We start from the raw sequence: 23362 nt of genomic DNA on the forward strand, positions 1-23362 counted from the left end.
TGTATCAGATCGGGCTCAAACCATGAGATCAGACATCGCCGTTGTTCAGATCGAACGATTCTCCCAGTCCTGGGAGAGCGATGTCTGGTCGCTCATTTCGCAAGTCTGGGCGGAATTCGGCATTCACGACGACCCGCGCGCGGAGAGTGATCTTGGCGATCTGGCTCACGCTTATCAAGAGGGTGCCAGCGGGTTCTGGATTGCGATCAGCGACAGCCGGGTGGTCGGTACCGCTTCCTTGAAAGACCTCGGCGACGGGTTGATTGCGGTGAAAAGGTTCTATGTCCTCAAGGAATTCCGGGGCACCACGATAGGCACGGCGCAACGTCTTCTGGACCATCTCGTGCAGCATGCTCGTCAGAGTGGCGCAACAACTCTATGCCTCGGTACCATCGAACTAACCGTCGCTGCGCAGCGGTTTTACGAAAAAAATGGTTTCCAGAGAGTGCCACGTAGTGAGCTTCCCACTGAACGGTTTGCGGCCGAGATCGATACGCTCTTTTATAAGTTGCCTCTGGCGTGAACCGCATCGGTATCGATAGCGCGGCCGGTCGTTAGACCGTTCACCGCGCGGATTTCAGAGTGACTTCGTCAATCAAGGAGCTAGTAAGGCATCCGAATTGACGAATGCCTCACCACTCAACAACAGGTTCGACGATCCACTGATAGTCAGGCAGTCCAGGCGTATTCGCCGAACATTTCCTCCAGCGGAGGATTGGCGACGCTGCCGGCATAGTTGGTGATGGTCGATGCGGCCACGACCAGGATGACTTCGAGCACCAGAGACTGGTCGAATCCGGCAGCCGTGAACGAGGCGACATCGCGATCGTCGAGACGACCACGCTTTTCGATCAACGTACGTGCAAGACGCGAAAGCGCGGCGAGCTTGCTGTCTTGCGGCAAGCCGCGCGTACGGATCGCCTGGACGTCTGCTTCATGAAGGCCTTCCTTGAGTGCCAGGAACGTATGGAAGGCGACCGCCCAGGTGGAGCCGTTCGTGACGGCATTCGTCAGCAGAAGCGTCTGGATCTGTGCTTCCGTAAAGCTGCCGGTATGAACCTGCTGGAACACGCCGACCAGACCGTTGATCAGCTTCGGCGATCCGGCGATCGCGCCGGCAATATTGGGCACCATGCCAAACGCTTGCGCGAGTGCCTGCAACGACGGCTTCGACTGTTCGGGTGCGGATTCAAGCGTATAAACGGGAAACTTAGCCATGGTTTTTTCCTTGAGAGTTAAGCGCGTACGTTAGGTAGTGATCGCACGACAGACGTAGATTAAGTTTGTGCGGGCAATGCGCCAACTACCTCCGAAGTAATAGCGGCAGCGCGGCTGCGATTGTTCGATCAGATCGCATGATTCATCCTGGTTATCCAGCCTGATAAGAAGCGAAACCCTTTCTATACTCAGCCCAGAGGTGCCGGGTTTAGGCGCGAGCGAGCCGATGTGGCTTGCGGGTCAAGCGACGATGAACTGATAACGTAGGAGATTGACAATGCTCGGAAGGAACGCGGTCTGGCTGATTACTGGATGCTCGAAGGGTTTGGGCCGTGCACTTGCGCGACAGGCTTTGGAGTCGGGCTATCGGGTCGTCGTGAGTGCACGGGATGTGTCCGCTGTCGAAGACATCGTCAAGGAGCATCCGGCCGTCGCGCTGGCTGTCCAGCTCGACGTCACGAAACCCGACGAGGCGAAAGCCGCCGTCCGTGCCGCTGAGCGCCAGTTTGGCGCGGTGGACGTGCTGGTCAACAATGCCGGGTATGGATACCTCGGCGCGATCGAGGAAGGCGAGGATGCCGACGTCCGGGCGATGTTCGAGACGAACGTGTACGGCACCTGGAACATGATAAAGGCCGTCCTGCCAGGTATGCGCGAGCGTGGCCGTGGACATGTTGTCAACATCAGTTCGGTAGGTGGACTGACAACCTTCCCGGGCGTCGGGTTTTACCACATGGCAAAGTTCGCAGTGGAGGGGCTGTCAGAGACACTGGCCAAAGAGCTCGCTCCCTTTGGCCTGGGGGTGACCGTCGTTGAGCCAGGTGCTTTTCGCACCGATTTCCGCGGCGGCTCGATGAAGCAATCGAACGTGCGTCTTGCGGCCTATGCGGACACCGTCGGCAAGGCGCGGGACGGCGTGACGGCTGCGCACGGCAAGCAGCAGGGCGATCCCGTGCTCGGCGGCAAGGCGATCATAGCCGCGCTCGAAGCAGATAAGCCGCCATTGCATCTGGTGCTCGGTGGCGACGCGCTCGATCTGATTCGCAGCAAGCTCGACGACCTGGGTCGCGAGCTTGATACATGGGAAGAACTGACGAGGAGCACTAGCTTCATGTAAGTCGATGAAGGTCACGTGGCCGACTCGCCAAGTGCACGCAGGAAAGCCTCTCTATCCACTGACGATGGAAGCGCATCGGCGAGACGCGCATGGAAGGTGGCTGTGTCCGCGCCTCGTGCTGCGCGTCCTGCGACAATCCGCGCAATAGGGCCCACGTGCACCGCCAGTTGTCGCGTGGCGGCTTCGATATGAGCGGGATCGAGCGTCGCGGTCGCTGCGTGCGGGCCTTCGAAGGCCAGTGTCTCGCTCACAACTTGAAACGAAGAGCCTTGCCCCGACTCCATCAGATGCTGCTTGAGCATGGTGCCCCATTCGCGGCGAGCCGCTTCGTCGGGCAGATGTCGGGCCAACTGCGCGGCGAGCGCTCGTGAATCGGTCGCCTGCGATGCGGCGCGCCGCACCAGCAGCGAGGCGATCGGCCCAACGTGGCTGGCAAGCCGCTCCTCTAATGTGGCGAGAAAGCTGCCTGACAGGTCGGACGCGGCTACCGGCAGGGGTTCGAGCGCCTTGCGCGGCAGCTTCGCAGCGATCACGGTATGGTCAGGATCGAGCCTGTCCTTCAAGGTGTCGTGCAGGACAAGCAATGCGTTCCGCCAGCTCAGAGCAGTCGCGAAGCGCTGCTCGGGGCGCTTGGTGATCGCCTTCATCATCATGGCGTCGAGTTCAGCAGGAAGATCAGCCACGTGGCTGGACGGGGGCGGTGGCATCTCGTTGATGACCTGGTGCATCATTGCCGCTGACGTTCCGCTGAACGGGCACTTACCCGTCAACATTTCGTAGAGAACGACGCCGGCGGAGAAGAGATCGCTACGCGCGTCGATATTCCCGCCTGCATACTGTTCAGGCGACATGTAGTTCGGCGTGCCGATCATCATGCCTGCCTGGGTCAGACGCCCGGTATCGAGCTGGGCGATGCCGAAATCCGTCACCTTGCAGTCGCCGCGCGGCGTAATCAGAAGATTGGCGGGCTTGATGTCACGATGGATGACCCCAAGCTCATGGGCATATGAGAGCGCATCCAGCAGTTGCGCGAACCAGCTCAGCGCCTCGAGCACCGGTATTGCACTCCCGCTGCGGACACGCCGGGCGAGACGTTGCGCGAGCGTTTCGCCGGGCACGTATTCCAGCGCAATGAATGCGACGCCATGGGTCTCCCCGTAGTCGAATACGCTGACGATGTGCGGATGCACGAGACGCCCGGCGGCGCGCGCTTCGTTGAGAAAGCGTTCGGTCAATTCGCTGCCGGAAGGCCGATCGTCGCCGGTTCCTGTGTCGTCAAGCAGTGCAGAGCGAATGGTTTTCAACGCCACTTGCCGCTGGATATGCGGATCTGTGGCGAGATATACCGTGCCCATTGCGCCGCGGCCGAGCACCCGTTCGACCTGATAGCGGCCTATCTGCCGTGGCAAGCTGGCCGTGCGCGAAGTATCTTCGTGGTCCATGACGCGTCGCCCGGTTACCGTTGACCTTCCTCGAGAATCTCAAAGGCTGCGATGAGGCTCGTGCGCATCCGTCCGAACGAAACGGCCAACGATGCGATTTCATCGCGCCCGCCTGCCGGCAACGCAACGTCTCCTAACTTGCCAAGACTCACTTCGTCAGCCGCGCGTGACAGCATCTGCAGACGGCGCGTCACCAGAAAGTGCACCATGAGGTTGAGCACGACGAGCACAACCGCGAACACCGCGCTCAATGACACCATCAGGCTGCGCCACACCGCGTGACCGCGAGCGATCGACTCCGACATCGGCACCGAGACGAACTCCGCGCCAATGACCTCGTTCATGGTCCAGCCGAAGCCGTTCGCCGGACCATACTTGTCGAGCATCGTGCGCGGGGCCGCGGAGGGCGTGCTGTGGCATTGCATGCAGCTCGAATCGGTGATGCTGCTGGGGTGCGCGAGGAACAGCAACTGTTCGCCCCCAGGCGTGCGGCGTTGCCCCGTGATTTCCTTCAGTTCGGGATGGTCGTGAAGGTGGTTGATCACCTCGGTTTCCCAGTCAGTGGGCCGGTCGCGCGGATTGGTCGGGTTGACCATGGTTGAGCGGTACGAAAAGTTTGGAAACGCGCTTTGCAGCGTATTCAACATCTCGATTGCAGAGTACGCCGGCACCGATTCTGGCACGAATGAATACTGGATCTGCGTTGCGAGCAATGGCGTGATGTGCTGGGCGGTGTAGTTTTGCACGGCGCCGGCGGCGCTCAACAGCACATCGGCATCGTGACGTGTTTCTTCCAGCGCCTGCTGTTGCAAAACCCGATCGGCAACGAGACCGATAGCAGTGAGCCCGATCGCGAAGATCGCGATAAACACGAGATTGAACTTGATGGCGAGCGAGATCTTCATGGGTGTACGGAGTCGGAAGAATAGGGTGATCGCGGCTGGAACGCTGTGCTGCGCGCGAGGACACGCGGCGGCGGATAAACGAGCGGACGCCAGTCGGGCAGCTCACGGATGTTCTGCTTGATGGCGTGTTGAAACGCCCCATCGGAAAGACGTGCGCGGAACCGCGCCGTAAAACGTGTGGGCGGCGCAGTACGCACTGCCAGGCTGCTTGCGAGCCAGTCCGAGACATCGTCATAAACGACGGGACGCATGTCTTTGGGCGGATCGTTGTGCACGGTGGTTAGCGCGGGGATGGTGCGCAATGCGTCGCGAAAGGCGACCGGCATCGACGCGACAAATGCGGAATCGGGCCGCGTCGCGAGAGTGACGGGTTCCTGTGCCATGGAGTGAGTGGCGAAGCCGTGCGCGTCGACGCGTAACGGCGCCGGCTTGCCGTGCGAACCTGCAATTGCGCTGACGCTTGCCGTGCCGCTCTCGCAGAACACCGCGTCGGTGTTCTGATAGCCCGTGGCTTTCGCCGCAATCACGAGCGCCGTATCGGCTGCCGGCAAAAATCGGCTGCGCTCTGTTTCGATAACCGGTACGGCGCAATCATTCGTGTTGCACGCATTGCGCACCTTCATCCATCCCTGCAGCAACGCGATATGCGCGTCGCGCGACAACATCACACGCGTGTCGTGACCCAGCGCAACGATGTTCCCCGCTTCGTCCTGAATCTGTATGCCGCCGCTTGCCGGTGTCTCGACGATGTCGTCCGTCCCGAAGCGTTGCCCGATGTCCGGCTGATACAGCCCCGTGTCGTGGATGGCGACCGGGCGTGCATCGGCACGCACGAGTTGCCACGCCGCTTGCGCCCGTGACGTAATCGCGACGAGGACGAGCAGGGCCAACAAGGTCTGTTTGCCACGCAATGCGCTGATGGGTTGAGTTGAGAGTTTCATGTCCTGAAGCGCCATGACATCGACGAAGTACGGAGAAGGCGTCCCCATAAAACGCTCGAACGAGCGGTTTATTCCGTGGCCGCCGCGAATGACAAAGCGCGCAAATTTAAAGTGGTTGCGGAATATCCCCCAACTCTGGGGCGTTGTGTAGCCAGCGGGCGGGGATCACGCCGGCAAGCACAGCATCTGACGAACGCGGAAAAATTTAGACGGAATAGATCGCGACGCTGAGCGTTTTGTAGGTGCGGACAGCGTTCACCGTACAGATCGAGCGCATCGTCGAATCCATCACATGGTCAACACTGAAAGGAAGCAGCCAATGTCAACGAGACAGAACAGTCAGAAATTTATTGGGCGCAACCGGGCGCCGCGCGTGCAGATCGAGTACGACGTCGAACTGTATGGGGCGCAGAAGAAGGTACAGCTCCCGTTCGTGATGGGCGTGATGTCGGATTTGTCCGGTGCCAATGCCGCCGATCTTCCTGCGATTGAAGCACGCAAGGCACTGGAGTTCGATGTCAGCAACTTCGATAGCCGCATGCAGTCGATGAAGCCGCGGGTGAGCCTGAGTGTGCCCAACACGTTGACGGGCGAAGGCCATCTCGCAGTCGACATGACCTTCGAAAGCATGGATGACTTCTCGCCTGCCGAGGTGGCGCGCAAGGTTGAACCGCTCAGGAAGTTGCTAGAGGCACGCACGCAGCTAGCCAATCTGGGCACGTATCTCGACGGCAAGTCGGGCGCAGAAAAGCTGATTGCCCAGGCGATCAAGGATCCGGCACTGCTGCAGGCACTGGGCGCGGTACCGAAAGCCGCTGATGAATCCGGGAAGGAGTGAGGGAAAGTCATGGAAAGCCAGAACCAGATCGAGCAAGGTGTACAGGGCGCCCTCACCGAGGTCAGCGAATTCTCGGCACTGCTCAGCAAGGAATTCAGGCCCAAGAATGAGCGCGCGAGGGAAGAGGTCGAAGCCGCGGTACGCACGCTGGCTGAGCATGTGCTTCAGGATTCGAACGTCGTATCCGACGATTTGACGCAGACTATCAATGCGTACGTCGCCGAAATCGATCGCAAGCTCAGCGAGCAGTTGAACCAGATTCTGCACGACGCCGGGTTTCAGCAACTGGAAGGCGCGTGGCGCGGGCTGCATCATCTCGTCACCAACACCGAAACGGATCCGCTGCTGAAGATCCGGGTGATGAACGTGTCGAAGAAAGAGCTTGCAAAAAATCTCAAACGCTTCAAGGGTGTCGCGTGGGACCAGAGTCCTGTTTTCAAGCGCATTTACGAAGAGGAATACGGCCAGTTAGGCGGCGAGCCGTATGGCTGTCTGATCGGCGACTACTATTTCGACCACGGTCCGCAGGACGTGGAGTTGCTGCGCGGCATCGCGCAGGTCGCGGCGGCAGCGCATGCCCCGTTTATATCGGCGGCCGGCTCTTCTTTGCTGGGTATGGAGAACTGGAACGAACTCGCCAACCCGCGTGACCTGTCGATGATTTTCACGACGCCCGACTACGCCGCCTGGCGTTCACTGCGGGAAACGGACGATGCACGCTATCTCGCGCTGACGATGCCCCGTACCCTGGCTCGCTTGCCATATGGTGCGAAGACCGATCCGGTCGAAGAATTCGATTTCGAAGAAGACACGGAAGGTGCGGATTCGTCGAAGTACACATGGCAGAACGCAGCATATGCAATGGCGGTGAACATTAACCGCTCGTTCAAATACTACGGATGGTGTACGCGGATCCGCGGCGTCGAGTCGGGTGGTGCAGTCGAGAACCTGCCGGTTCATACCTTCCCCAGTGACGATGGCGGCGTGGACATGAAGTGTCCCACGGAGATCGCGATTACCGATCGACGTTCGGCAGAACTCGACAAGATGGGCCTGATGCCGCTCGTGCACCGCAAAAACACGGACATCGCGGCGTTCATCGGGGCGCAATCGGTCGCGAAGCCGGAAGAGTACGACGATCCCTCGGCCACGGCCAACTCGAATCTTTCGGCCCGCTTGCCCTACATGTTTGCCTGCTGCCGTTTCGCGCATTACCTGAAGTGCATTGTGCGCGACAAGATCGGCTCGTTCAGCACGCGGGAGCAGATGGAAAGCTGGCTTTCCAACTGGGTCATGAATTACGTGGATGGCGACCCCAAGAACTCCAGTGAAGAGACGAAGGCCCGCAAGCCGCTCGCTGCCGCGGAAGTCGTGGTGGAAGAAGTGGAGGGCAACCCCGGCTATTACACCTCGAAGTTTTTCCTCAAGCCGCACTACCAGCTCGAAGGGTTGACCGTTTCACTGCGCCTCGTCTCGCGCTTGCCGTCTGCGCAGGCGGCCTGAGCTCAAACGTAAGTCGCTTTTAGTCGCTACCCGGAGGGCAATGCTCCGGGTCCAAAGGCCTGTCAGCCTGGCAGGCAAACTTTTACAGCACACAAGTAGAGGAATATATGGCATTCGACATGCACCTGAAATTCGGCTCTGGCGCGGTGACGATCCAGGGCGCCTCCGCCCATTCGAAGCACAAGAACCAGGTACCCATCATCGCCTGGTCCTGGGGCTGCAGCAATACCGGCAACCTGCACACCGGCGCCGGCTATGCGTCGGGCGGCAAGGCAAACATCCAGGACATTACCGTCACCAAGTACGTCGACGCCTGCTCTAACGCGCTGTTGCAGGCGTGCTGCACGGGTGCGCGAATCGATACCGCCTATCTATACGTGACGAACGCAACCGGTCAGCAGACCGACTACGTGACCATCGAGCTCAGCGAAGGTGTATTGGTCACGTCGGTGTCGACCGGTGGCAGCGGCGGCGACGAGCGGCTGACCGAAAACATCACCTTGCACTTCGGCAAGTTCAAGTATTCGTTCCAGCCCCAGGACGATACGGGCAAGGCGAGCGGTGGCACCAAGGATTTCACCTACGACATCCAGCAGGTCACCAAGGAATAAGCCAGCCGGCGCGATACCGGGGGTCCGTCCGGATCCCCTAATGTTACGGAGCCCGCCGCATGGCAGAGCTGACACCCCAGGAGCGTCTGCAGCCTTCGCTGCTCGACCGGTTGACCGACCTTGCTCCTGCACAGCGTGAAGAGAGTCGGGAGGAGCGTGTCATCACCGCGCTGCGTCTTCGCGAGTACGTGACTCGCGATATCGCCTGGTTGCTCAACTGCACACGCCAATGGAGCAGCGAAGAATCCGCAGGTTTCACGCACGCGGGTAAGTCGGTTCTGAACTTCGGGATTCCTGATCTTACCGGTACGGCCTTGTCGGGCATCGACATCGCGCTGTTGCAGGAGCGTATCCGCTCGGCGCTGCGCGATTTCGAGCCGCGTCTGATCGCCGGTACGGTGCAGGTCAGTGTCGAGCCGGACCATGCCCGCATGGACAGCCGTTCGCTGCGTTTCCGGATCGAAGCGGACATGTGGGCGCAGCCGATGCCGCTTGGCCTGTATCTGCGCACCGACGTCGATCTCGAGACCGGCGAGTTTCACGTCTCGCAACTTTTCGGCTGAATGTAATGGATCCACGACTCTTACGCTATTACAACCGCGAGCTCCAGCATGTCCGGGAAATGGGTGCGGAATTCGCGAGCGAGCACCCCAAAATCGCAGGGCGACTCGGGCTGGAAGGGTTCGAATGCGCGGACCCGTATGTCGAGCGTTTGCTCGAAGGATTCGCGTTTATGGCTGCACGCGTGCAGTTGAAGATCGACGCGCAGTTCCCGGTGTTCACGCAACATCTGCTGGAGATGATCTACCCGCACTACCTGACGCCGGTACCTTCGATGGCAGTAGTGCAGTTTCATCCGGATGAGGCTGAAGACTTGCCGGCGGCCGGCCACCCGATCGCGCGGCATACCGTGATGCGCAGCCTCACTGGCTTCGGCGAGCGGACAGCCTGCGAGTACCGTACCGCGCACGAGGTCAGGCTGTGGCCACTCGCGATTGCCGAGGCGAGATACTTCGACACACCCGCGGCGCTGGCCGCCGCAGGGCTCGCGCCGCCACCCGGCACGCAGGCGCGCGCGGGTTTGCGGTTGAAGTTCAGGACGCTCTCGGGTGTGCCGGCGAAGGCCCTCGCGCTCGATCGCTTGCCCGTCTTTCTCGGCGGAGCCGACGATTTGCCGCGTCTGGTTTATGAGCAACTTCTGGCCAATGGCGCCGGATATACGGTGCGTGCGGCTGCGCAGGACGGGACGGCCGTCGAGGTGCATCGCGAGGCGTCTGCGCTGCGCGCGGCGGGCTTCGACGAGGATGAGGCGTTGCTGCCGTACGGAGGCCGTTCGTTCAGCGGTTATCGTCTGCTGCAGGAATACTTTGCCTGTCCGGAGCGCTTCCTGTTCGTCGAGTTCACCGGCCTGCGCACGCTGCTTGCGCGTGCCGCCGGCAACGAGTTCGAGATCGTGGTGTGGCTCGACCGCAGCGTCGCTCGTCTGCATAACGCCATCCATGCCAGCAATTTCCGGCTCTTCTGCACACCGGCAGTCAATCTGTTCGAACGCCGCGCAGACCGTATCCATCTTCAGCAGGGGGCCACGGAATATCACGTGCTGGGGGACCGGACGCGCCCGATGGACTTCGAAGTGCATAGCGTGCTGGACGTGCAGGGTTACGGCGATCGTCAGGAGCCCGAGCAAAGTTTCCGGCCGTTCTACGACAGCACCGCGCGGACATGGCACAGTCCGCAGTCCGCGTTCTATACGCTACGTCGCGAGCCGCGCGTGCTATCGAGCCGTCAGAAGCAGCGGGGCGCGCGCTCCAGCTATGTCGGCAGCGAGACCTTTATCGCGCTGGTGGACGCGACCGACGCGCCCTATGCGACCTCGTTGCGTCAATTGGGCTTGCGCCTGCTGTGCACGAATCGCGATCTGCCGTTGCATATGCCAGTGGGCAAGTCGTACACGGACTTCACGCTGGATACGGATGCGCCGGTGGCGTCGATCCGCTGCGTGGCCGGGCCGACCCGGCCGCGTGCGCCCACCGCGACAGGCGAATCCGCCTGGCGTCTGATCAGCCATCTGCAGTTGAACTACCTGTCGCTGCTCGATGAGGAGGGCGAAGCGGGTGCAACTGCCTTGCGCGAAATGCTCAGTCTGTATCACGACCAGTTCGATGCCGCCACGCGCCGCCAGATCGAAGGCATCAAACACGTTGCGGCCGTGCCGGTCACGCGCCGCATTCCCGTGCCGGGACCGGTCACTTATGGCCGCGGCCTGGAGGTCACGCTGACCTGCGACGATGCGGCCTTCGAGGGCAGCGGCGCATTTCTGCTTGCGTCGGTTCTGCAGCACTTCTTTGCGCGCTACGTTTCGCTGAATTCGTTTGTCGAGACAGTGTTGCGCACACTCGAACGAAACGAGGTTGCCCGATGGCACGCGAATCCCGGCAAACGGCCGATCCTCTAGCGCTCGAGGCGGCGCTGCGCGCGCGGCCCGAAGCATTCGAGTTCTTCGAGGCCATGCGGCTTCTCGAATGTGCGTACCCGGCGTTGCCCAGGCTCGGACACTCCACGCGGCCTGCCGAAGATCCGGTGCGCCTGGGTCATGCGGTTTCGCTGGAATTTCCGTCGCGCAGCATCGAGCGTTTCGAAACACGCACCGCTGATCGGCCTGGACGGCTTTATGGGCTGTTTCTCGGCCTGTTCGGTCCGCATGGACCCCTGCCGTTGCATCTGACCGAACATGCCGTGGACCGCGAGCGCAACGCGAAAGATCGCACGCTGGTCGCGTTTGCCGACGTGTTTCATCACCGGATGCTGAGTCTCTTCTATCGCGCGTGGGCCGATGCGCAACCGACCGTGCAGATGGATCGTCCGGAAGAGGACCGCTTTCGCACCTATATCGGTGCGCTGATCGGCATCGCTACACCGCATCTGGAGAAACGCGATGCATTGCCCGATGAGTACAAGCGCTTCTTCGCTGGGCGCCTTGTCGCGCAGTCGCGCAACGCCGAGGGACTCATGAGCTTTCTCGAGCATTACTTCGGCGTGCCTGTGCGTGTGATCGAGTTTGTCGCGGGCTGGATGAAGCTGCCGCGCGATGCCTGTCTGCACATGGGGCGCGGCATGGCTTCGTTGGGCAGAGACGCACTCCTTGGCGCACATGTGCGAGGCGCGCAAGAGCGTTTCCGGCTGCGTATCGGGCCGCTGGAGCGCAACGAATTCAACCGCTTCCTGCCCGGCAGCGACGCGCTACGGCAACTGGTGGCCGCGGTGAGGATGTATGTCGGCGACGAGAAGGGATGGGATCTGCAACTCGTCCTGAAGAAAGAGGACGTACCGCTGACGTACCTCGGCAAGGCCGGCCGCATGGGCTTCAACACCTGGATGGGCCGTTATCCGAAGCTCGCCGATGCGGACGAGGTCGTACTGAGGCCTGTGAAATGAAGTCCGCGCCGCACTGGCGGGCGCATCGTTCAACCCAACGGCGGCCGCACGTCGGCTGCCTCACGTTATACAGGATCGGAAACCATGGCTGAAATCAGTCGCGGCGCGCTGTTCGGCAAGCTCAATCCGCTTGCCTACCGCTCTATCGAAAGTGCCACCGTGTTTTGCAAGCTGCGTGGCAACCCGTATGTCGAACTGGCGCACTGGATTCACCAGATCCTGCAGTTGCAGGATTCGGATCTGCATCGCATTGTGAGTCACTTCGGACTGAATCCTGCGCATCTTGCGCGCGACGTGACCGGCGCGCTCGAACGGCTGCCGCGTGGCAGCACCAGCATTTCCGATCTGTCCGCCGAAGTGGAAGAGGCCGTCGAGCGCGGCTGGGTCTTCGCCACGCTGATGTTTGGCGAAAGCCAGGTGCGCAGCGGCTATCTGATTGTTGGGCTGCTGAGAACGCGCCATCTGCGCCATGCACTTCTTAACGTGTCCAGCGAGTTCGAGAAGGTGCGCGCCGAGACCCTTGCGGATGAATTCGCAGGCATTGTCTCGGGGTCGCCGGAAGACGGTCAGCATGCCGCTGACGGTTTTCGTGCCGATCAGGTCGCGCCCGGTGAGAGCAGCGGTGCGCTGGCACCCGCGCAACTGGGCAAGCAGCAGGCGCTTGCCCAGTTCACCGTCGATCTGACCGCGCAGGCCCGCGACGGCAAGATCGATCCGGTAGTGGGCCGCGATGGCGAGATTCGTCAACTGGTCGACGTGCTGATGCGCCGGCGTCAAAACAACCCGATGCTGGTCGGCGAGGCCGGCGTCGGCAAGACGGCGGTAGTCGAGGGCTTCGCGTTGCGCATCGCGCGTGGCGACGTGCCGCCGCCGTTGCAAGCGGTGCAGGTGCGCGTGCTCGATATCGGTCTGCTGCAGGCCGGGGCAAGCATGAAGGGCGAATTCGAAAACCGGCTGCGTCAGGTGATCGACGAAGTGCAGGCCTCGCCCAGGCCGATCATCCTTTTCATCGACGAGGCGCATACGCTGGTGGGCGCGGGCGGTGCCGCGGGCACTGGCGACGCGGCGAATCTGTTGAAGCCCGCGCTGGCGCGCGGCAACCTGCGCACGATCGGTGCGACCACCTGGGCCGAATATCGTAAGCACATCGAAAAGGATCCGGCGCTAACGCGCCGCTTCCAACCCGTGCAGGTCGACGAGCCAGGCGAGGACAAGGCGATCCTGATGTTGCGCGGCGTCGCGAACGTGATGGAACAGCACCATCGCGTGCAGATCCTCGACGAGGCACTCGAAGCGGCCGTCAAGCTGTCGCATCGCTACATCCCGGCGCGGCAATTGCCGGACAAGGCCGTGAGCCTGCTCGATACGGCTTGTGCGCGCGTCGCGATCAGCCAGCATGCGGTACCCGCGGAGATCGACGATGCGATGAAGCGCATCGAGGCACTGGAAACGCAGCAAGCCATCATTGCACGCGAGAAGACGGTCGGAGTCGACGTTGGAGAGCGCGAGCCGCAAGCTGCCGCGATGCTCGCGAGTGAGCGTGAGCGTTTGCGGCATCTCGAAGCCGGGTGGGCGGAAGAGAAAGCTCTGGTTGAGCAGATTCTGGCCTTGCGCGCGCGCTTGAGAAGCGAAGACCCTGAGATGGACGACGACGCAAAAGCCGCCGCACTCGCCGGACTCAGGCAACTCCAGGCGCAACTGGTCGAATTGCAGGGCGAAAGCCCACTGATCCTGCCCAACGTCGACTACCAGGCCGTCGCTGCGGTGACCGCGGACTGGACCGGCATCCCGGTGGGCCGGATGCTGCGCAGCGAACTGCAGACTGTAATGAATCTCGCGTCCGTGATGTGCGAGCGTGTGATCGGTCAGGACCATGCGATGGAGATGATCGCGAGGCGCATCCAGACGTCTCGTGCCGGTCTCGACAATCCCGGGAGACCGATCGGTGTGTTCATGCTCGCCGGCACGTCGGGGGTGGGCAAGACCGAGACCGCACTGGCGCTGGCCGAAGCGCTGTACGGCGGCGAGCACAATCTGATCACCATCAACATGAGCGAGTTTCAGGAAGCGCATACGGTCTCGACTTTGAAGGGCGCGCCGCCGGGATACGTCGGTTATGGCGAAGGCGGCGTGCTGACCGAAGCCGTGCGTCGCAAGCCGTACTCGGTGGTGCTGCTCGACGAGATCGAAAAGGCGCATCCCGATGTGCACGAGATCTTTTTCCAGGTCTTCGACAAGGGCGTGATGGAGGACGGCGAAGGGCGCTCGATCAGTTTCAGGAACACGTTGATCCTGCTCACCACGAATGTGGGCACGGATCTGATTGCCGCGCTGTGCAGGGATCCGCAACGGTTGCCGGACGTTGAAGACCTCACGAAGGCCTTGCGAGAGCCATTGCTGGACGTGTTCCCACCTGCATTGCTGGGGCGGCTTGTGACGGTGCCTTATTTCCCGCTGAGCGGCGACATGCTTGCGAAGATCGTGAGGCTGCAACTGGAGCGCATCAAGCGGCGTGTGGAAGATCGCTATCGCGTGCCGTTCGAGTATGACGACGCAGTAGTAGGACTGGTGGTGAGCCGTTGCACCGAGAGCGAATCAGGCGGGCGGATGATCGATGCGATTCTGACCAATACCCTGCTGCCGGAAATCAGCCGTGAGTTTTTGGCGCGGACGATGCGAGGCGAGGAAGTCGAGTGCGTGGACGTCAGCGTGGAGGACGGTGAATTTGCCTATCGCTTCGATGCTCTTGAGCAGGTTGCTATCGACATGGCCGCCGCAACGTCGTGATGGGGCATTCCGCAAGCGCCAATTTTTTTTAATCCCTCGTGCGAAGACGCTTCTGAGGAAATAATGCAAATACTCGACAAAACACTTCCCGTACTGCCTTTCACATACGCGCAATGGTTGGAGCAAACGGGCCAACCTGCGGAAGACGCGAACCGGACGCAAAAAATACTGGCAATGGCGCGTCCCGCTAGTCCTGAGCTGGTCGCGCTGAATCTATGCATCGAGAATTATACCTTTGTGGTTGCGAGGGATCGCTACGACCGTTTGATTGCGGCCTTTGAGAAATGGAAAAGGCTGAAGGAGCAAAGCTACGAGAACTGGAGTAAATCGAGGCGGAATATTTCAAAGAAAGGCAGCCTCGTTTCGGTCATGCAGGAGATATTTGGAGAGAGCAATTATCTTAAATACGAAAAGAAGACGCGGGAAACCATTCTGATGTTTCTCTCCAAGCTGGAATGCTCCGAGTCAAGTTACCAGTTCATAACGGACGGCGTGATAGATAATTTATTCGATTTTGCCAACAATGCTGCCTCGTTGCAGGCACAGACGGTGGCCTCGTCTATCGATGCAGCGGGACGCACTTTCAATAACCTGAACCTCAAGGAGCGCGTACTGGACCGGCTGGTCGAGCGTACGAAGTCGATGTCGGCAAAAGATGTGCTGCAACTTGCTTCGCGCCCCCTGCCGGCCATGAACCAGGCGCTGGTCACCAAGGTTACCCAGTTTGTTGAGGCCAGAGCCAAATCGATCGAGGAATTCTTTCGCGCCGAGTTTGGTCAGCCTGTCCGCCTACGGACTATCGATCTCGATGAACGGTTTGAGAAGGCCGGGCAAGTCCAGCGCAATCTGACTAAAAGTCTGGTGACTTTTTTGTGTCCCATTGTCGGGGCAGTGGTGACCGATTCTTTCGATGTGCTCGATAGCTTGCTCGATACAGCGGCGGCGTCGCTGGTGAAAATCGAGCAACGGGCTCGCGAGAGAAAAATTTCAATAAAACCCGGCATCAGCCAGATGCTCGCCAGCACTCTCCGCAAGGAGATGACAAGTGACATTGCGGAAGGGGTGTACAACATTGCCAAAACTTCAGGAAAACTGGCGGTTGACGCAAAATCAGCGGCGCTTGCGTCCCCTGTCTATTCGATTATTTTGTCGGCGTTGGAGATTCTGTGGCAAATGATCAGGCGGCATTTCCAGATCCAGCGGATGAACCAGATGTTCAGGGATGCCCAGGCGTTGTATCAGAAGAAGGACGTGCTGACACTGGGAGATTTCAATTCCTGGTTTGCAGACAGTATTGGCAGGACTCCGGCTGTGGCGGCGGTCATTCTCAACAGTGGCATCCTGGTAGACAAGGTCTCCTTCTACCAGTTGATCAAGGACGATGCCGTAGTCGATCAGTCTGTCTTTGATGCAGCGGTAGCGCACCTGCAAACGTTAATTGAATTCTCGTCGGAATACCTCGAGCAAACGGGATTTGAAATTTCCAGCACCGTGCCGGAGTTTGAAATTTACCTGCAACCCGCAAAGCGCGCTCAGGCATCAGGCCTTGCCAGACTGATCTCCGGAGTGCAAGCGGGGGTAGGCGCCGAATGATACGACCGCGTGCATCTTGAACGGGTCTGGCGTGTTCCGACATCGAAGTGCGTAGCGACGGAATAAACGCGGAGCCCAGTCGTTCTAAGTAACAACACGACGACTCATGCGCCTCGGCATGCAACTCATCTCATGGCACACGCAACCACGCTCACCTCCACGCTCGGCTCGAGCCTTCTGTTCGCGAACATGACGGCTAGCGAGTCGCTCGGCAAGCTGTTTTCGTACCGGTTGGAAGCGATCAGCAAGAACGTCGAAGTGGATCTGCGCTCGCTGCTGGGCACGCCGATGACAGTGAAACTCGTCTCTCCGCAGGGCTATACGCGCTACTTCAACGGGATTGTCTGCGAAGGCGAGCAGGGCGGCTTCGTCAACGTCGAAAACGTGCGCTATGCGGTCTACACGTTCAGGCTCGTGCCGAAGCCCTGGCTCGCCACGCGCCGGCGCGACTGCCGCATCTACCGAAGCATGAGTGTGCCGCAGATCATCCAGTCGGTACTTGGCGATGTCGGCTATAGCGATCTGAAGCAGAGTCTGAGCGGCAGCTATCCGGCGCGCGACTACTGCGTGCAGTACCGCGAAAGCGACTTCGACTTCATCAGCCGCCTGATGGAGCAGGAAGGCATCTACTACTACTTCACGCACACGCAGAGCACGCACACGATGGTGCTAGCGGACGCGCTCGGCGCGCACTCGACGGTGCCCGGCTTCGAGCAGATACCGTATGCGCCGCCGATCGAGCGTGGCAAGCGGATGAAAGCGTCGATCAGCGACTGGGAAACTGCCCATGCGGTGAACACGACGAAGGTACAGCTCGACGACTACGACTACCTCAAGCCGAAGGCGTCGCTGCTCGCCACCGAAGAGTTGACCGACACGGAGGACGTGCACAACGTGAGCGGCCTCGACATCTACGACTACGCATACGACTACGTCGGTTACGACGAGCGTCTCTCCGATGGACAGCGCTACGCCCAGGTGCGAGCCGACGCGCTAAACGTGCCGCTCGCGATGAGTGTGGGCAGCACCGATGCGTGCGGTCTCGCGACCGGCGTGCTTTTCACGCTCCAGGACTTTCCGCTTACGCAAGCCAACCAGGAATACCTCGTGATCGACACCACGACGCGTCTTGTGGAACCGGACTATGCGTCGGGTGGCGGAGGGGACGACGGCGAAGAGCCGTTCCAGTGCGACTTCAAGGTAATCCGCAGCCGCCAGCCGTTTCGCACGGCCCCGTCGACGCCACGCCCAGTGATTGCAGGCCTGCAGACGGCGGTGGTCTATGGGGATACGCCCGAGGACATCTCCGTGGACAAATACGGCCGCGTGCAGGTGACGTTCTTCTGGAACCGCCCGGCCAAGCCCAATGCGCAAAACTCATGTCCCGTGCGGGTCGCACAGATGTGGGCCGGCAAGCGCTGGGGGGCGCAGTTCATTCCACGCGTCGGGCAGGAAGTCGTGGTGAGTTTCCTCGACGGCAATCCGGACCGCCCGCTCATCATCGGCAGTGTCTATAACGCCGACAACATGCCGCCGTATGGCTTGCCCGACAACAAGACGCAGAGCGGTGTGAAGAGCCGCAGTCATCAGGGCGGCGGTAGTGAGGACTACAACGAGATCCGCTTCGAGGACCGGATGGGCAGCGAGCAGGTGCTCATCCATGCACAGAAGGATCTGCGCGAAGAATCGGAACACGACCATGACGTACAGGTAGGCAACGACTACACGCTCACTGCGGCCAGCCAGATCAGGCTTGTCACCGGGCTTGCGAGCATCACGATGAACAGCTCCGGCGAGATCGTGATCTCGGGCACGAATCTCACCCTGAACGGCGACATGAACGTCACGATGACCTCGGACCTCGCCATGGAGATCAACTCCAAGGCGAACCTGAACATGAGTTCGGTCGCGGCGATGGAAATCATGTCGGAAGCCGATTGCCTCGTTCAGTCCACCAATCTGCAACTGATCGGGACTGCGACCGCGGTGCTCGGCGGTGCTGCTCCGATGATCCTGTAATCATGATCGCGATCCTCGATGCAGCCCGGCAGATGCGGCTTTCCGAACAGGCGATCGCCTGCGTGAGACCGGTCGCGTCTGCGCGTGCGGCCGTGCAGGCACTCCTCGACGGCGGGCACCGGAGCGATGCGCTGCGGCTGCTGGCCCGTGTGTTGCCACGCCGGTATGCGGTGGCGTGGGCCTGCCAGTGTGGGCGCCGGCAGCCGCTGACCGAGCACGATCAGGCTGGTCTCGCGCTGGCGGAGGCATGGCTGCGCGAGCCCGCGGAATCTCAACAGGCTGCCGCGCTCGCCTTCGCAAAAACGCATCGTTATCAGACGATCGGGGCGTGGATCGCCGCTGCCGCAGGCTGGTCGGGCGGCAATCTGAATCCCGACCATGAGCGGCCGACTCCGCCGCCTGCACATCTGAGCGCGATTGCGGCGAGTGCCGCAGTCGCCTACATGGCTGTGCTGGAACCGGCGCAGTTCGATGCGCGCCGCACGGCATTTGTGCGCGACGCCCTGAATCTGCTGAGCATTCCTGATGGAATCGATGGAGGGTTGCAATGAGTGTCGCGCCTGGCTTGATCCTCGCGCTGGAAGGCGAACGCGCGCAGCGTTTCGACGGTCGCCGTGAACAGCTGTTCGACTGCCGCGATGGCAGCATTGGGCGCTCCGAGGAGTGCGACTGGATGCTCGGCTCGGAAGGCGTATCGCGCCTCCATGCTGTCGTGCGTTACCTGAATGGCATTTACTTCATCGAGGATCGGAGTACCAACGGCATGCTGCTGAACGGCGCGCCGTTGCGCAAGGGGGAGCCGGCTGCACTGAAGGAGGGTGACCGGTTGCAGATCGATACCTTCGAGGTGAGCGTGCGGTTGAGCCGGGAAGATGAAACGCGCTTCGGTGGCCTGGGCGAGAGTGCTGTCGCAACGCCCGTAGCGGCGCCCCTCCCGGCAGCCACGCCCGCACCTGCACCCGCGTCCGCGGCGCTCGCGCGCCCCTCGTTTGCTGCGGATGAAAACAGGAATCCGCTGGACCTGAGTCTGCTGCTTCGCCCGGCGCGGGATGGCGGGTCAGACGCTGGAGGCGAAGCTGAAGGCTTGATACCGGGCGCTACGTCGCCTGCTCCCGACTCCAGCCTCGATCCGCTGGCGCTGTTCGACGCGCCGTCTTCGTATCAGGATGAACCGCCGCCGCTCGCGCCGCCGGCTCAGGACTGGAACCACACGCCCTCGGTTACCGACCGCTATCGGCCGCCGCAACCGCAGGCCGCGCGCGTCGATGCGCCGATGCTCCCGGACGACTGGGACGCAACCGGCTATCGGGCTGCCGTGCATGCTGAGGCGGCGAACGTGGGTCAAGGTGAGGTGTCGACGGGGATGGCATTCGAGTCGCCGGATAAAGCGCCTGCTACCGACGCCGGCGCAGATGCATTGCAGACGGTGACGGAGCCACCCGAGCGCGCACCGTCAGCGCCGGAAACCCCGGCCGCGCCGATGCCAGGCACGGGTATGGCGGACGCAGGCGTGCCGTCGGCCGAGCTCGCCGTCCCACTTGCAGCGCCCCCCACGCCTCCAGTACAGGCGCCTGTCGCTGAGCCAAACTCATCCGGACTTGACGCAATGTTCGAGATCGCCGTGGACGCGATGATGGACGTATTACGCGCCCGGGCAGAACTGAAAAACAGCTTCCGGCTACCCGCAACGCTGATCCAGCGCTCGGAAAACAACCCGCTGAAGTTCGCGCCGACCGCGAAGGAGGCGGTCAAACGGCTGCTCGCGCCGCCCGACGGCGGATTTCTCTCGGGTAGCGCCGCTCTCGCCGATGCCGCCGAGGACATCCGCAATCACCAGATGGCGATGCTAGCCGGCGTACGTTCCGCTTTCGATTCGATGCTTGCGCACTTCGACCCCGCACGAATCGAGCAGTTCGACGAAGGCAGCACGCGGCGGCTGCCGTTTGGCGGCCGGCCGCGACATTGGGAACGTTACAAGGAAGAGTTCGAAGCAGTCACAAGGAATCCTGACGAATGCTTTCGAAGACTGTTTGGCGACGAATTCGCTCGCGCCTATGAAGAGCAGCTAGGGCGCCTGAAAAAGCGGCGCAACTGAAGGCCGTCCGCGGGCCTATCGCGACACGAAGCATTCCAGGCTATCACCCGCCGTCGTGAGCGACCGATCGCGCACGACGCTTGAAGAACCATTACCCGGCATTCCGACATGACTCAGAACAACAAGGTGGTATGGAGCGAAGGCCTGTTTCTCAGGCCGCAGCACATGCAGCAGCAGGAGCGCTACTTCGAACGCTACGTGCAACTGCGCACCGGCGCGCTGCGTCCGCACGGCTGGGGCTTTCAGGAGCTCGAGCTGGAAAGCGAGCTGCTCGCGATCGGCAAGCTCGGCATCAAGCGTGCGCGAGGCGTGTTTCCCGATGGCACGCCGTTCGCGATGCCTGGAGACGATCCGTTGCCGCCACCGCTCGACATCGACGCGAACTGGCGCGACCAGGTCGTGCATCTGACGTTGCCGCTGCGCTCGCCAACCCAACCTGACAGCGCGGGGCTTGACGCGGGCTCCGACCAGCTGTTTCGCTATCGGGTGCGCGAAACCGAAGTGCTCGATGCTTCCGGCAGCATGGAAGGGGTCACGGCGCTCGAAGTGGCGGGGATGAGCACGCGTCTGTTGCCGGAGTCGCAGCCCGCCGAAGGCCTGATGAGCATTCCCCTCGCCCGGGTGGTCGAATGCCGGGCCGACCGGCGCGTGATTCTCGATGACGGCTTTATGCCGAGCGCTCTCAACACCGAGGCGGCGAGGCGGCTGGTGACGTTCCTCTCCGAACTGCTCGGCTTGTTGCATCAGCGCGGCGAGGCACTCGCGGGCCGTGTCGCCGAAACCGATCGTGGCGGCGCCGCCGAGATCGCCGACTTCCTGATGCTGCAGGTCATCAACCGTTATCAGCCACTCGTTGCGCATCTGGCCGAAGCGCCGCTGTTGCACCCTGAAGCATTATTCGGCCTGCTGCTCGAACTGGCTGGAGAACTTGCCACCTTCACGTCGCCCGGAAAGCGCGTACAAGCCTTTCCGCCGTACCGCCACGAGGCGCTGCGCGAGAGCTTCGAGCCGGTGATCGCGGCGTTGCGCCTCGCGCTGAGCGCGGTGCTCGAGCAAAACGCCGTGGCGATTCCGCTGCAGCAACGCAAGTACGGTGTCTGGGTGGGTGTCGTGCCTGATCTGACGCTGCTCGATACGGCAACCTTTGTGCTGGCGGCGAAAGCAGATCTGAAGTCCGAGGACATGCGCCGGCAGTTACCGACGCAGTCGAAGATCGGCCCGGTCGAAAAGATCCGCGACCTGGTCAATCTGCAACTTCCAGGCATCGGCGTATCGCCGATGGCAGTGGCGCCGCGCCAACTGCCGTACACGTCTGGCTTCCTGTACTTCGAGTGCGACCGGAACTCGCCGATGTGGCGCATGCTGAAGACATCCGGAGGCATCGCGATGCACTTCGGCAGCGGTTTTGCCGGACTCGATCTGCAACTGTGGGCGGTGCGCGCATGAATCCCGGCAACCGCTCCAATGACTCGGTGCGCGCCGACGCGACCCTCGTGCGTCCGCGTGACTCGCTGGACATGACGGGTGCGACGGCTACAGGCAACGCCGACGACGCGACACGCATCATGTCGCCGCGCCCGCAGACCGTGCGTGCCGCACAAAGCACACAAACCACACAAACCACGCAACCCGGTCAATTCGCCCAGCCGTCCAGGCGGGCCGCACTGCGCGCCGAACTGGGCGACTTCCTTAGCGGCGTCGCTAATCCGCTCGTTCGCGCCGCCAATCCGCTACTGCTGCTGGCGGTGCAGTTGCGGCACAGCGTGGCGCCACCGGTCGACATCGGCCGTCTGCGCGAGCAGGCCGTAGCGCACGTGCGAAGCTTTGAGCGTTATACGCAAGATGCGGGAATCAACACGCAGACGATCATGGCCGCGCGCTACGTGCTGTGCACGATGCTCGACGAGTCTGTGAACAACGCGCCATGGAGCGACCAGAGTGGCTGGACCCAGAAAACATTGCTCGTAACCTTCCACGGCGAAACCTACGGCGGCGCCAAGTTCTTCCAGATCCTCGATCGACTGAGCGTGGACTTCTCGCGTCATCTGGACCTGATCGAAATGATGTACATCTGCCTGGCGTTGGGTTTCGGCGGTCGCTATCTGGTGGAGCAGGGCGGCCTCGCGCGGCTGGCCGACATTCAGGACGACCTGTACCGCCGCATCCGCGGGCTTCGCGAAGCGCCCGCTGACGAACTGGCGCCGCACTGGCGCGGTGTCGAAGACCGGCGCAATCCGGTGATGCGCCACGTGCCGCTGTGGGTGGCGAGCGCCGCTGCGCTCCTGATCGTGCTGGGGACGTTCCTGTTCTTCTTCACGCGGCTCAACGCACTTACGGCACCCGTCAGCGCGCAGCTTGCCACGATAGGCCTCGAGGAGGCCGCGCCGCCACAAACGGTCGCGACGCCCAAGGCCGCGCATCTGACGCTCAAGCAACTGCTTGCGCCACAGGAGCAGGCGGGGCAGCTAAGCGTCGACGAGCAGGCCGACGGCCGCGACACCGTGCGTCTGGCTGCGGCGGAGCTATTCCCGTCCGGCGGTGCCGATATCGCCCCCGAGGTTGTGCCGCTCCTGCACCGTATCACGTGGGCGTTGAATCAGGTGCAAGGCCGGGTTGTCGTGGTCGGCCATACCGACGACCAGCCCGTGCGCTCCCTGAAATTCAAGGACAACTTCGAATTGTCGACGGCGCGTGCGCAGAACACCGCGCAAATCCTCGCGCAGGGCCTCGACGATCCGCGCAGGCTCGAGTCGAACGGCGCAGGTTCGTCGCAGCCGATCGCCACGCCGGCCGATCTGCCCGCCAACCGGGCGCGCAACCGGCGCGTCGAAATCCTCTACATCCCGGAGAACTGAGCC

The 23362-nt window shown here is 61.6% G+C and carries 19 protein-coding genes; 15 read left to right on the forward strand and 4 right to left on the reverse strand.

Translation table 11 applies throughout. From position 1 onward, the window contains the following. Positions 1-22: 22 nt before the first annotated feature. Positions 23-523: a GNAT family N-acetyltransferase gene (locus P3T24_RS02660; RefSeq protein ID WP_429285788.1), complete on the forward strand. Its 501-nt coding sequence runs from the start codon at positions 23-25 to the stop codon at positions 521-523. A 146-nt stretch (positions 524-669) separates the two neighbouring features. On the opposite strand, the gene P3T24_RS02665 is transcribed toward P3T24_RS02660, so the two are convergent. Further along, the gene (locus P3T24_RS02665; RefSeq protein ID WP_074268813.1) at positions 670-1218 is read right to left on the reverse strand and encodes a carboxymuconolactone decarboxylase family protein; all 549 of its coding nucleotides are present in this window, start codon (positions 1216-1218) and stop codon (positions 670-672) included. A 277-nt stretch (positions 1219-1495) separates the two neighbouring features. Here P3T24_RS02665 and P3T24_RS02670 point away from each other — a divergent pair, with 277 nt between their 5' ends. After that, positions 1496-2335, forward strand: a complete 840-nt coding sequence (locus tag P3T24_RS02670; protein ID WP_429432148.1) for an oxidoreductase — start codon at positions 1496-1498, stop codon at positions 2333-2335. Positions 2336-2346: 11 nt separating this feature from the next. Here P3T24_RS02670 and P3T24_RS02675 read toward each other — a convergent pair whose 3' ends face one another. The 3 genes from P3T24_RS02675 to P3T24_RS02685 are packed head-to-tail and all read right to left on the reverse strand — an operon-like array spanning position 2347 to position 5623. After that, positions 2347-3777, reverse strand: coding sequence for a serine/threonine-protein kinase (locus tag P3T24_RS02675; RefSeq protein ID WP_429432151.1), 1431 nt, complete (start codon positions 3775-3777; stop codon positions 2347-2349). Positions 3778-3791: 14 nt separating this feature from the next. Further along, entirely contained in the window at positions 3792-4682 is an 891-nt protein-coding gene (locus tag P3T24_RS02680) for a c-type heme family protein (RefSeq protein ID WP_429285784.1), read from the reverse strand. Beyond that, entirely contained in the window at positions 4679-5623 is a 945-nt protein-coding gene (locus tag P3T24_RS02685) for a hypothetical protein (protein ID WP_429432154.1), read from the reverse strand. The genes P3T24_RS02680 and P3T24_RS02685 overlap by 4 nt, the downstream gene beginning before the upstream one ends. A gap of 319 nt (positions 5624-5942) precedes the next feature. Between P3T24_RS02685 and tssB the strand changes: the two genes are divergently transcribed. The 13 genes from tssB (at position 5943) to icmH (ending at position 23359) form a co-directional block, all read left to right on the forward strand. Then, positions 5943-6461 (forward strand): type VI secretion system contractile sheath small subunit, encoded by a 519-nt coding sequence (tssB, locus tag P3T24_RS02690; protein ID WP_429432156.1) that lies wholly within the window; start codon positions 5943-5945, stop codon positions 6459-6461. Between the two features lie 9 nt (positions 6462-6470). Then, entirely contained in the window at positions 6471-7964 is a 1494-nt protein-coding gene (gene tssC / locus P3T24_RS02695; RefSeq protein WP_429285782.1) for a type VI secretion system contractile sheath large subunit, read from the forward strand. 107 nt (positions 7965-8071) lie between these two features. Further along, positions 8072-8575 carry an Hcp family type VI secretion system effector gene (locus P3T24_RS02700; protein WP_074268807.1) on the forward strand — a complete coding sequence of 168 codons (504 nt, stop codon included), beginning with the start codon at positions 8072-8074 and terminating at the stop codon, positions 8573-8575. Positions 8576-8634: 59 nt separating this feature from the next. Continuing rightward, positions 8635-9138 carry a type VI secretion system baseplate subunit TssE gene (gene tssE, locus P3T24_RS02705; RefSeq protein ID WP_429432159.1) on the forward strand — a complete coding sequence of 168 codons (504 nt, stop codon included), beginning with the start codon at positions 8635-8637 and terminating at the stop codon, positions 9136-9138. A 5-nt stretch (positions 9139-9143) separates the two neighbouring features. Further along, entirely contained in the window at positions 9144-11030 is a 1887-nt protein-coding gene (gene tssF, locus P3T24_RS02710) for a type VI secretion system baseplate subunit TssF (RefSeq protein WP_429432162.1), read from the forward strand. Further along, positions 10994-12010 (forward strand): type VI secretion system baseplate subunit TssG, encoded by a 1017-nt coding sequence (gene tssG, locus P3T24_RS02715; RefSeq protein ID WP_429432165.1) that lies wholly within the window; start codon positions 10994-10996, stop codon positions 12008-12010. The genes tssF and tssG overlap by 37 nt, the downstream gene beginning before the upstream one ends. 84 nt (positions 12011-12094) lie before the next feature. Continuing rightward, positions 12095-14797: a type VI secretion system ATPase TssH gene (tssH, locus tag P3T24_RS02720; protein ID WP_429432168.1), complete on the forward strand. Its 2703-nt coding sequence runs from the start codon at positions 12095-12097 to the stop codon at positions 14795-14797. A gap of 63 nt (positions 14798-14860) precedes the next feature. Further along, positions 14861-16390, forward strand: a complete 1530-nt coding sequence (locus P3T24_RS02725) for a hypothetical protein (RefSeq protein WP_429432171.1) — start codon at positions 14861-14863, stop codon at positions 16388-16390. Positions 16391-16522: 132 nt separating this feature from the next. After that, positions 16523-18409, forward strand: a complete 1887-nt coding sequence (tssI, locus tag P3T24_RS02730; protein WP_429432174.1) for a type VI secretion system tip protein TssI/VgrG — start codon at positions 16523-16525, stop codon at positions 18407-18409. Positions 18410-18411: 2 nt separating this feature from the next. Beyond that, positions 18412-18960, forward strand: a complete 549-nt coding sequence (locus tag P3T24_RS02735; protein ID WP_429432177.1) for a DUF6931 family protein — start codon at positions 18412-18414, stop codon at positions 18958-18960. Further along, entirely contained in the window at positions 18957-20504 is a 1548-nt protein-coding gene (gene tagH / locus P3T24_RS02740; protein WP_429432180.1) for a type VI secretion system-associated FHA domain protein TagH, read from the forward strand. The genes P3T24_RS02735 and tagH overlap by 4 nt, the downstream gene beginning before the upstream one ends. Before the next feature lie 108 nt (positions 20505-20612). Beyond that, positions 20613-21950 (forward strand): type VI secretion system baseplate subunit TssK, encoded by a 1338-nt coding sequence (gene tssK, locus P3T24_RS02745; protein WP_429432183.1) that lies wholly within the window; start codon positions 20613-20615, stop codon positions 21948-21950. Further along, complete coding sequence (icmH, locus tag P3T24_RS02750; RefSeq protein WP_429432186.1) at positions 21947-23359, forward strand: type IVB secretion system protein IcmH/DotU; 1413 nt, start codon at positions 21947-21949, stop codon at positions 23357-23359. Before tssK ends, icmH begins: the two co-directional genes overlap by 4 nt. The last annotated feature ends 3 nt before the right edge of the window (positions 23360-23362 follow it).

This window comes from Paraburkholderia sp. GAS33 (assembly GCF_050436645.1).
Taxonomy (GTDB): Bacteria; Pseudomonadota; Gammaproteobacteria; order Burkholderiales; family Burkholderiaceae; genus Paraburkholderia; species Paraburkholderia phenazinium_B.

Bases quoted from the DNA above. Each gene is read 5' to 3' on its own strand.
- tagH (WP_429432180.1), top strand. From the start codon at position 18,957: ATGAGTGTCGCGCCTGGCTTGATCCTCGCGCTGGAAGGCGAACGCGCG.
- tssF (WP_429432162.1), top strand. From the start codon at position 9,144: ATGGATCCACGACTCTTACGCTATTACAACCGCGAGCTCCAGCATGTC.
- P3T24_RS02700 (WP_074268807.1), top strand. From the start codon at position 8,072: ATGGCATTCGACATGCACCTGAAATTCGGCTCTGGCGCGGTGACGATC.
- P3T24_RS02685 (WP_429432154.1), bottom strand. From the start codon at position 5,623: ATGAAACTCTCAACTCAACCCATCAGCGCATTGCGTGGCAAACAGACC.
- tssE (WP_429432159.1), top strand. From the start codon at position 8,635: ATGGCAGAGCTGACACCCCAGGAGCGTCTGCAGCCTTCGCTGCTCGAC.
- tssB (WP_429432156.1), top strand. From the start codon at position 5,943: ATGTCAACGAGACAGAACAGTCAGAAATTTATTGGGCGCAACCGGGCG.
- tssC (WP_429285782.1), top strand. From the start codon at position 6,471: ATGGAAAGCCAGAACCAGATCGAGCAAGGTGTACAGGGCGCCCTCACC.
- tssG (WP_429432165.1), top strand. From the start codon at position 10,994: ATGGCACGCGAATCCCGGCAAACGGCCGATCCTCTAGCGCTCGAGGCG.
- P3T24_RS02735 (WP_429432177.1), top strand. From the start codon at position 18,412: ATGATCGCGATCCTCGATGCAGCCCGGCAGATGCGGCTTTCCGAACAG.
- P3T24_RS02725 (WP_429432171.1), top strand. From the start codon at position 14,861: ATGCAAATACTCGACAAAACACTTCCCGTACTGCCTTTCACATACGCG.
- icmH (WP_429432186.1), top strand. From the start codon at position 21,947: ATGAATCCCGGCAACCGCTCCAATGACTCGGTGCGCGCCGACGCGACC.
- P3T24_RS02660 (WP_429285788.1), top strand. From the start codon at position 23: ATGAGATCAGACATCGCCGTTGTTCAGATCGAACGATTCTCCCAGTCC.
- tssI (WP_429432174.1), top strand. From the start codon at position 16,523: ATGGCACACGCAACCACGCTCACCTCCACGCTCGGCTCGAGCCTTCTG.
- tssK (WP_429432183.1), top strand. From the start codon at position 20,613: ATGACTCAGAACAACAAGGTGGTATGGAGCGAAGGCCTGTTTCTCAGG.
- P3T24_RS02665 (WP_074268813.1), bottom strand. From the start codon at position 1,218: ATGGCTAAGTTTCCCGTTTATACGCTTGAATCCGCACCCGAACAGTCG.
- P3T24_RS02680 (WP_429285784.1), bottom strand. From the start codon at position 4,682: ATGAAGATCTCGCTCGCCATCAAGTTCAATCTCGTGTTTATCGCGATC.
- P3T24_RS02675 (WP_429432151.1), bottom strand. From the start codon at position 3,777: ATGGACCACGAAGATACTTCGCGCACGGCCAGCTTGCCACGGCAGATA.
- tssH (WP_429432168.1), top strand. From the start codon at position 12,095: ATGGCTGAAATCAGTCGCGGCGCGCTGTTCGGCAAGCTCAATCCGCTT.
- P3T24_RS02670 (WP_429432148.1), top strand. From the start codon at position 1,496: ATGCTCGGAAGGAACGCGGTCTGGCTGATTACTGGATGCTCGAAGGGT.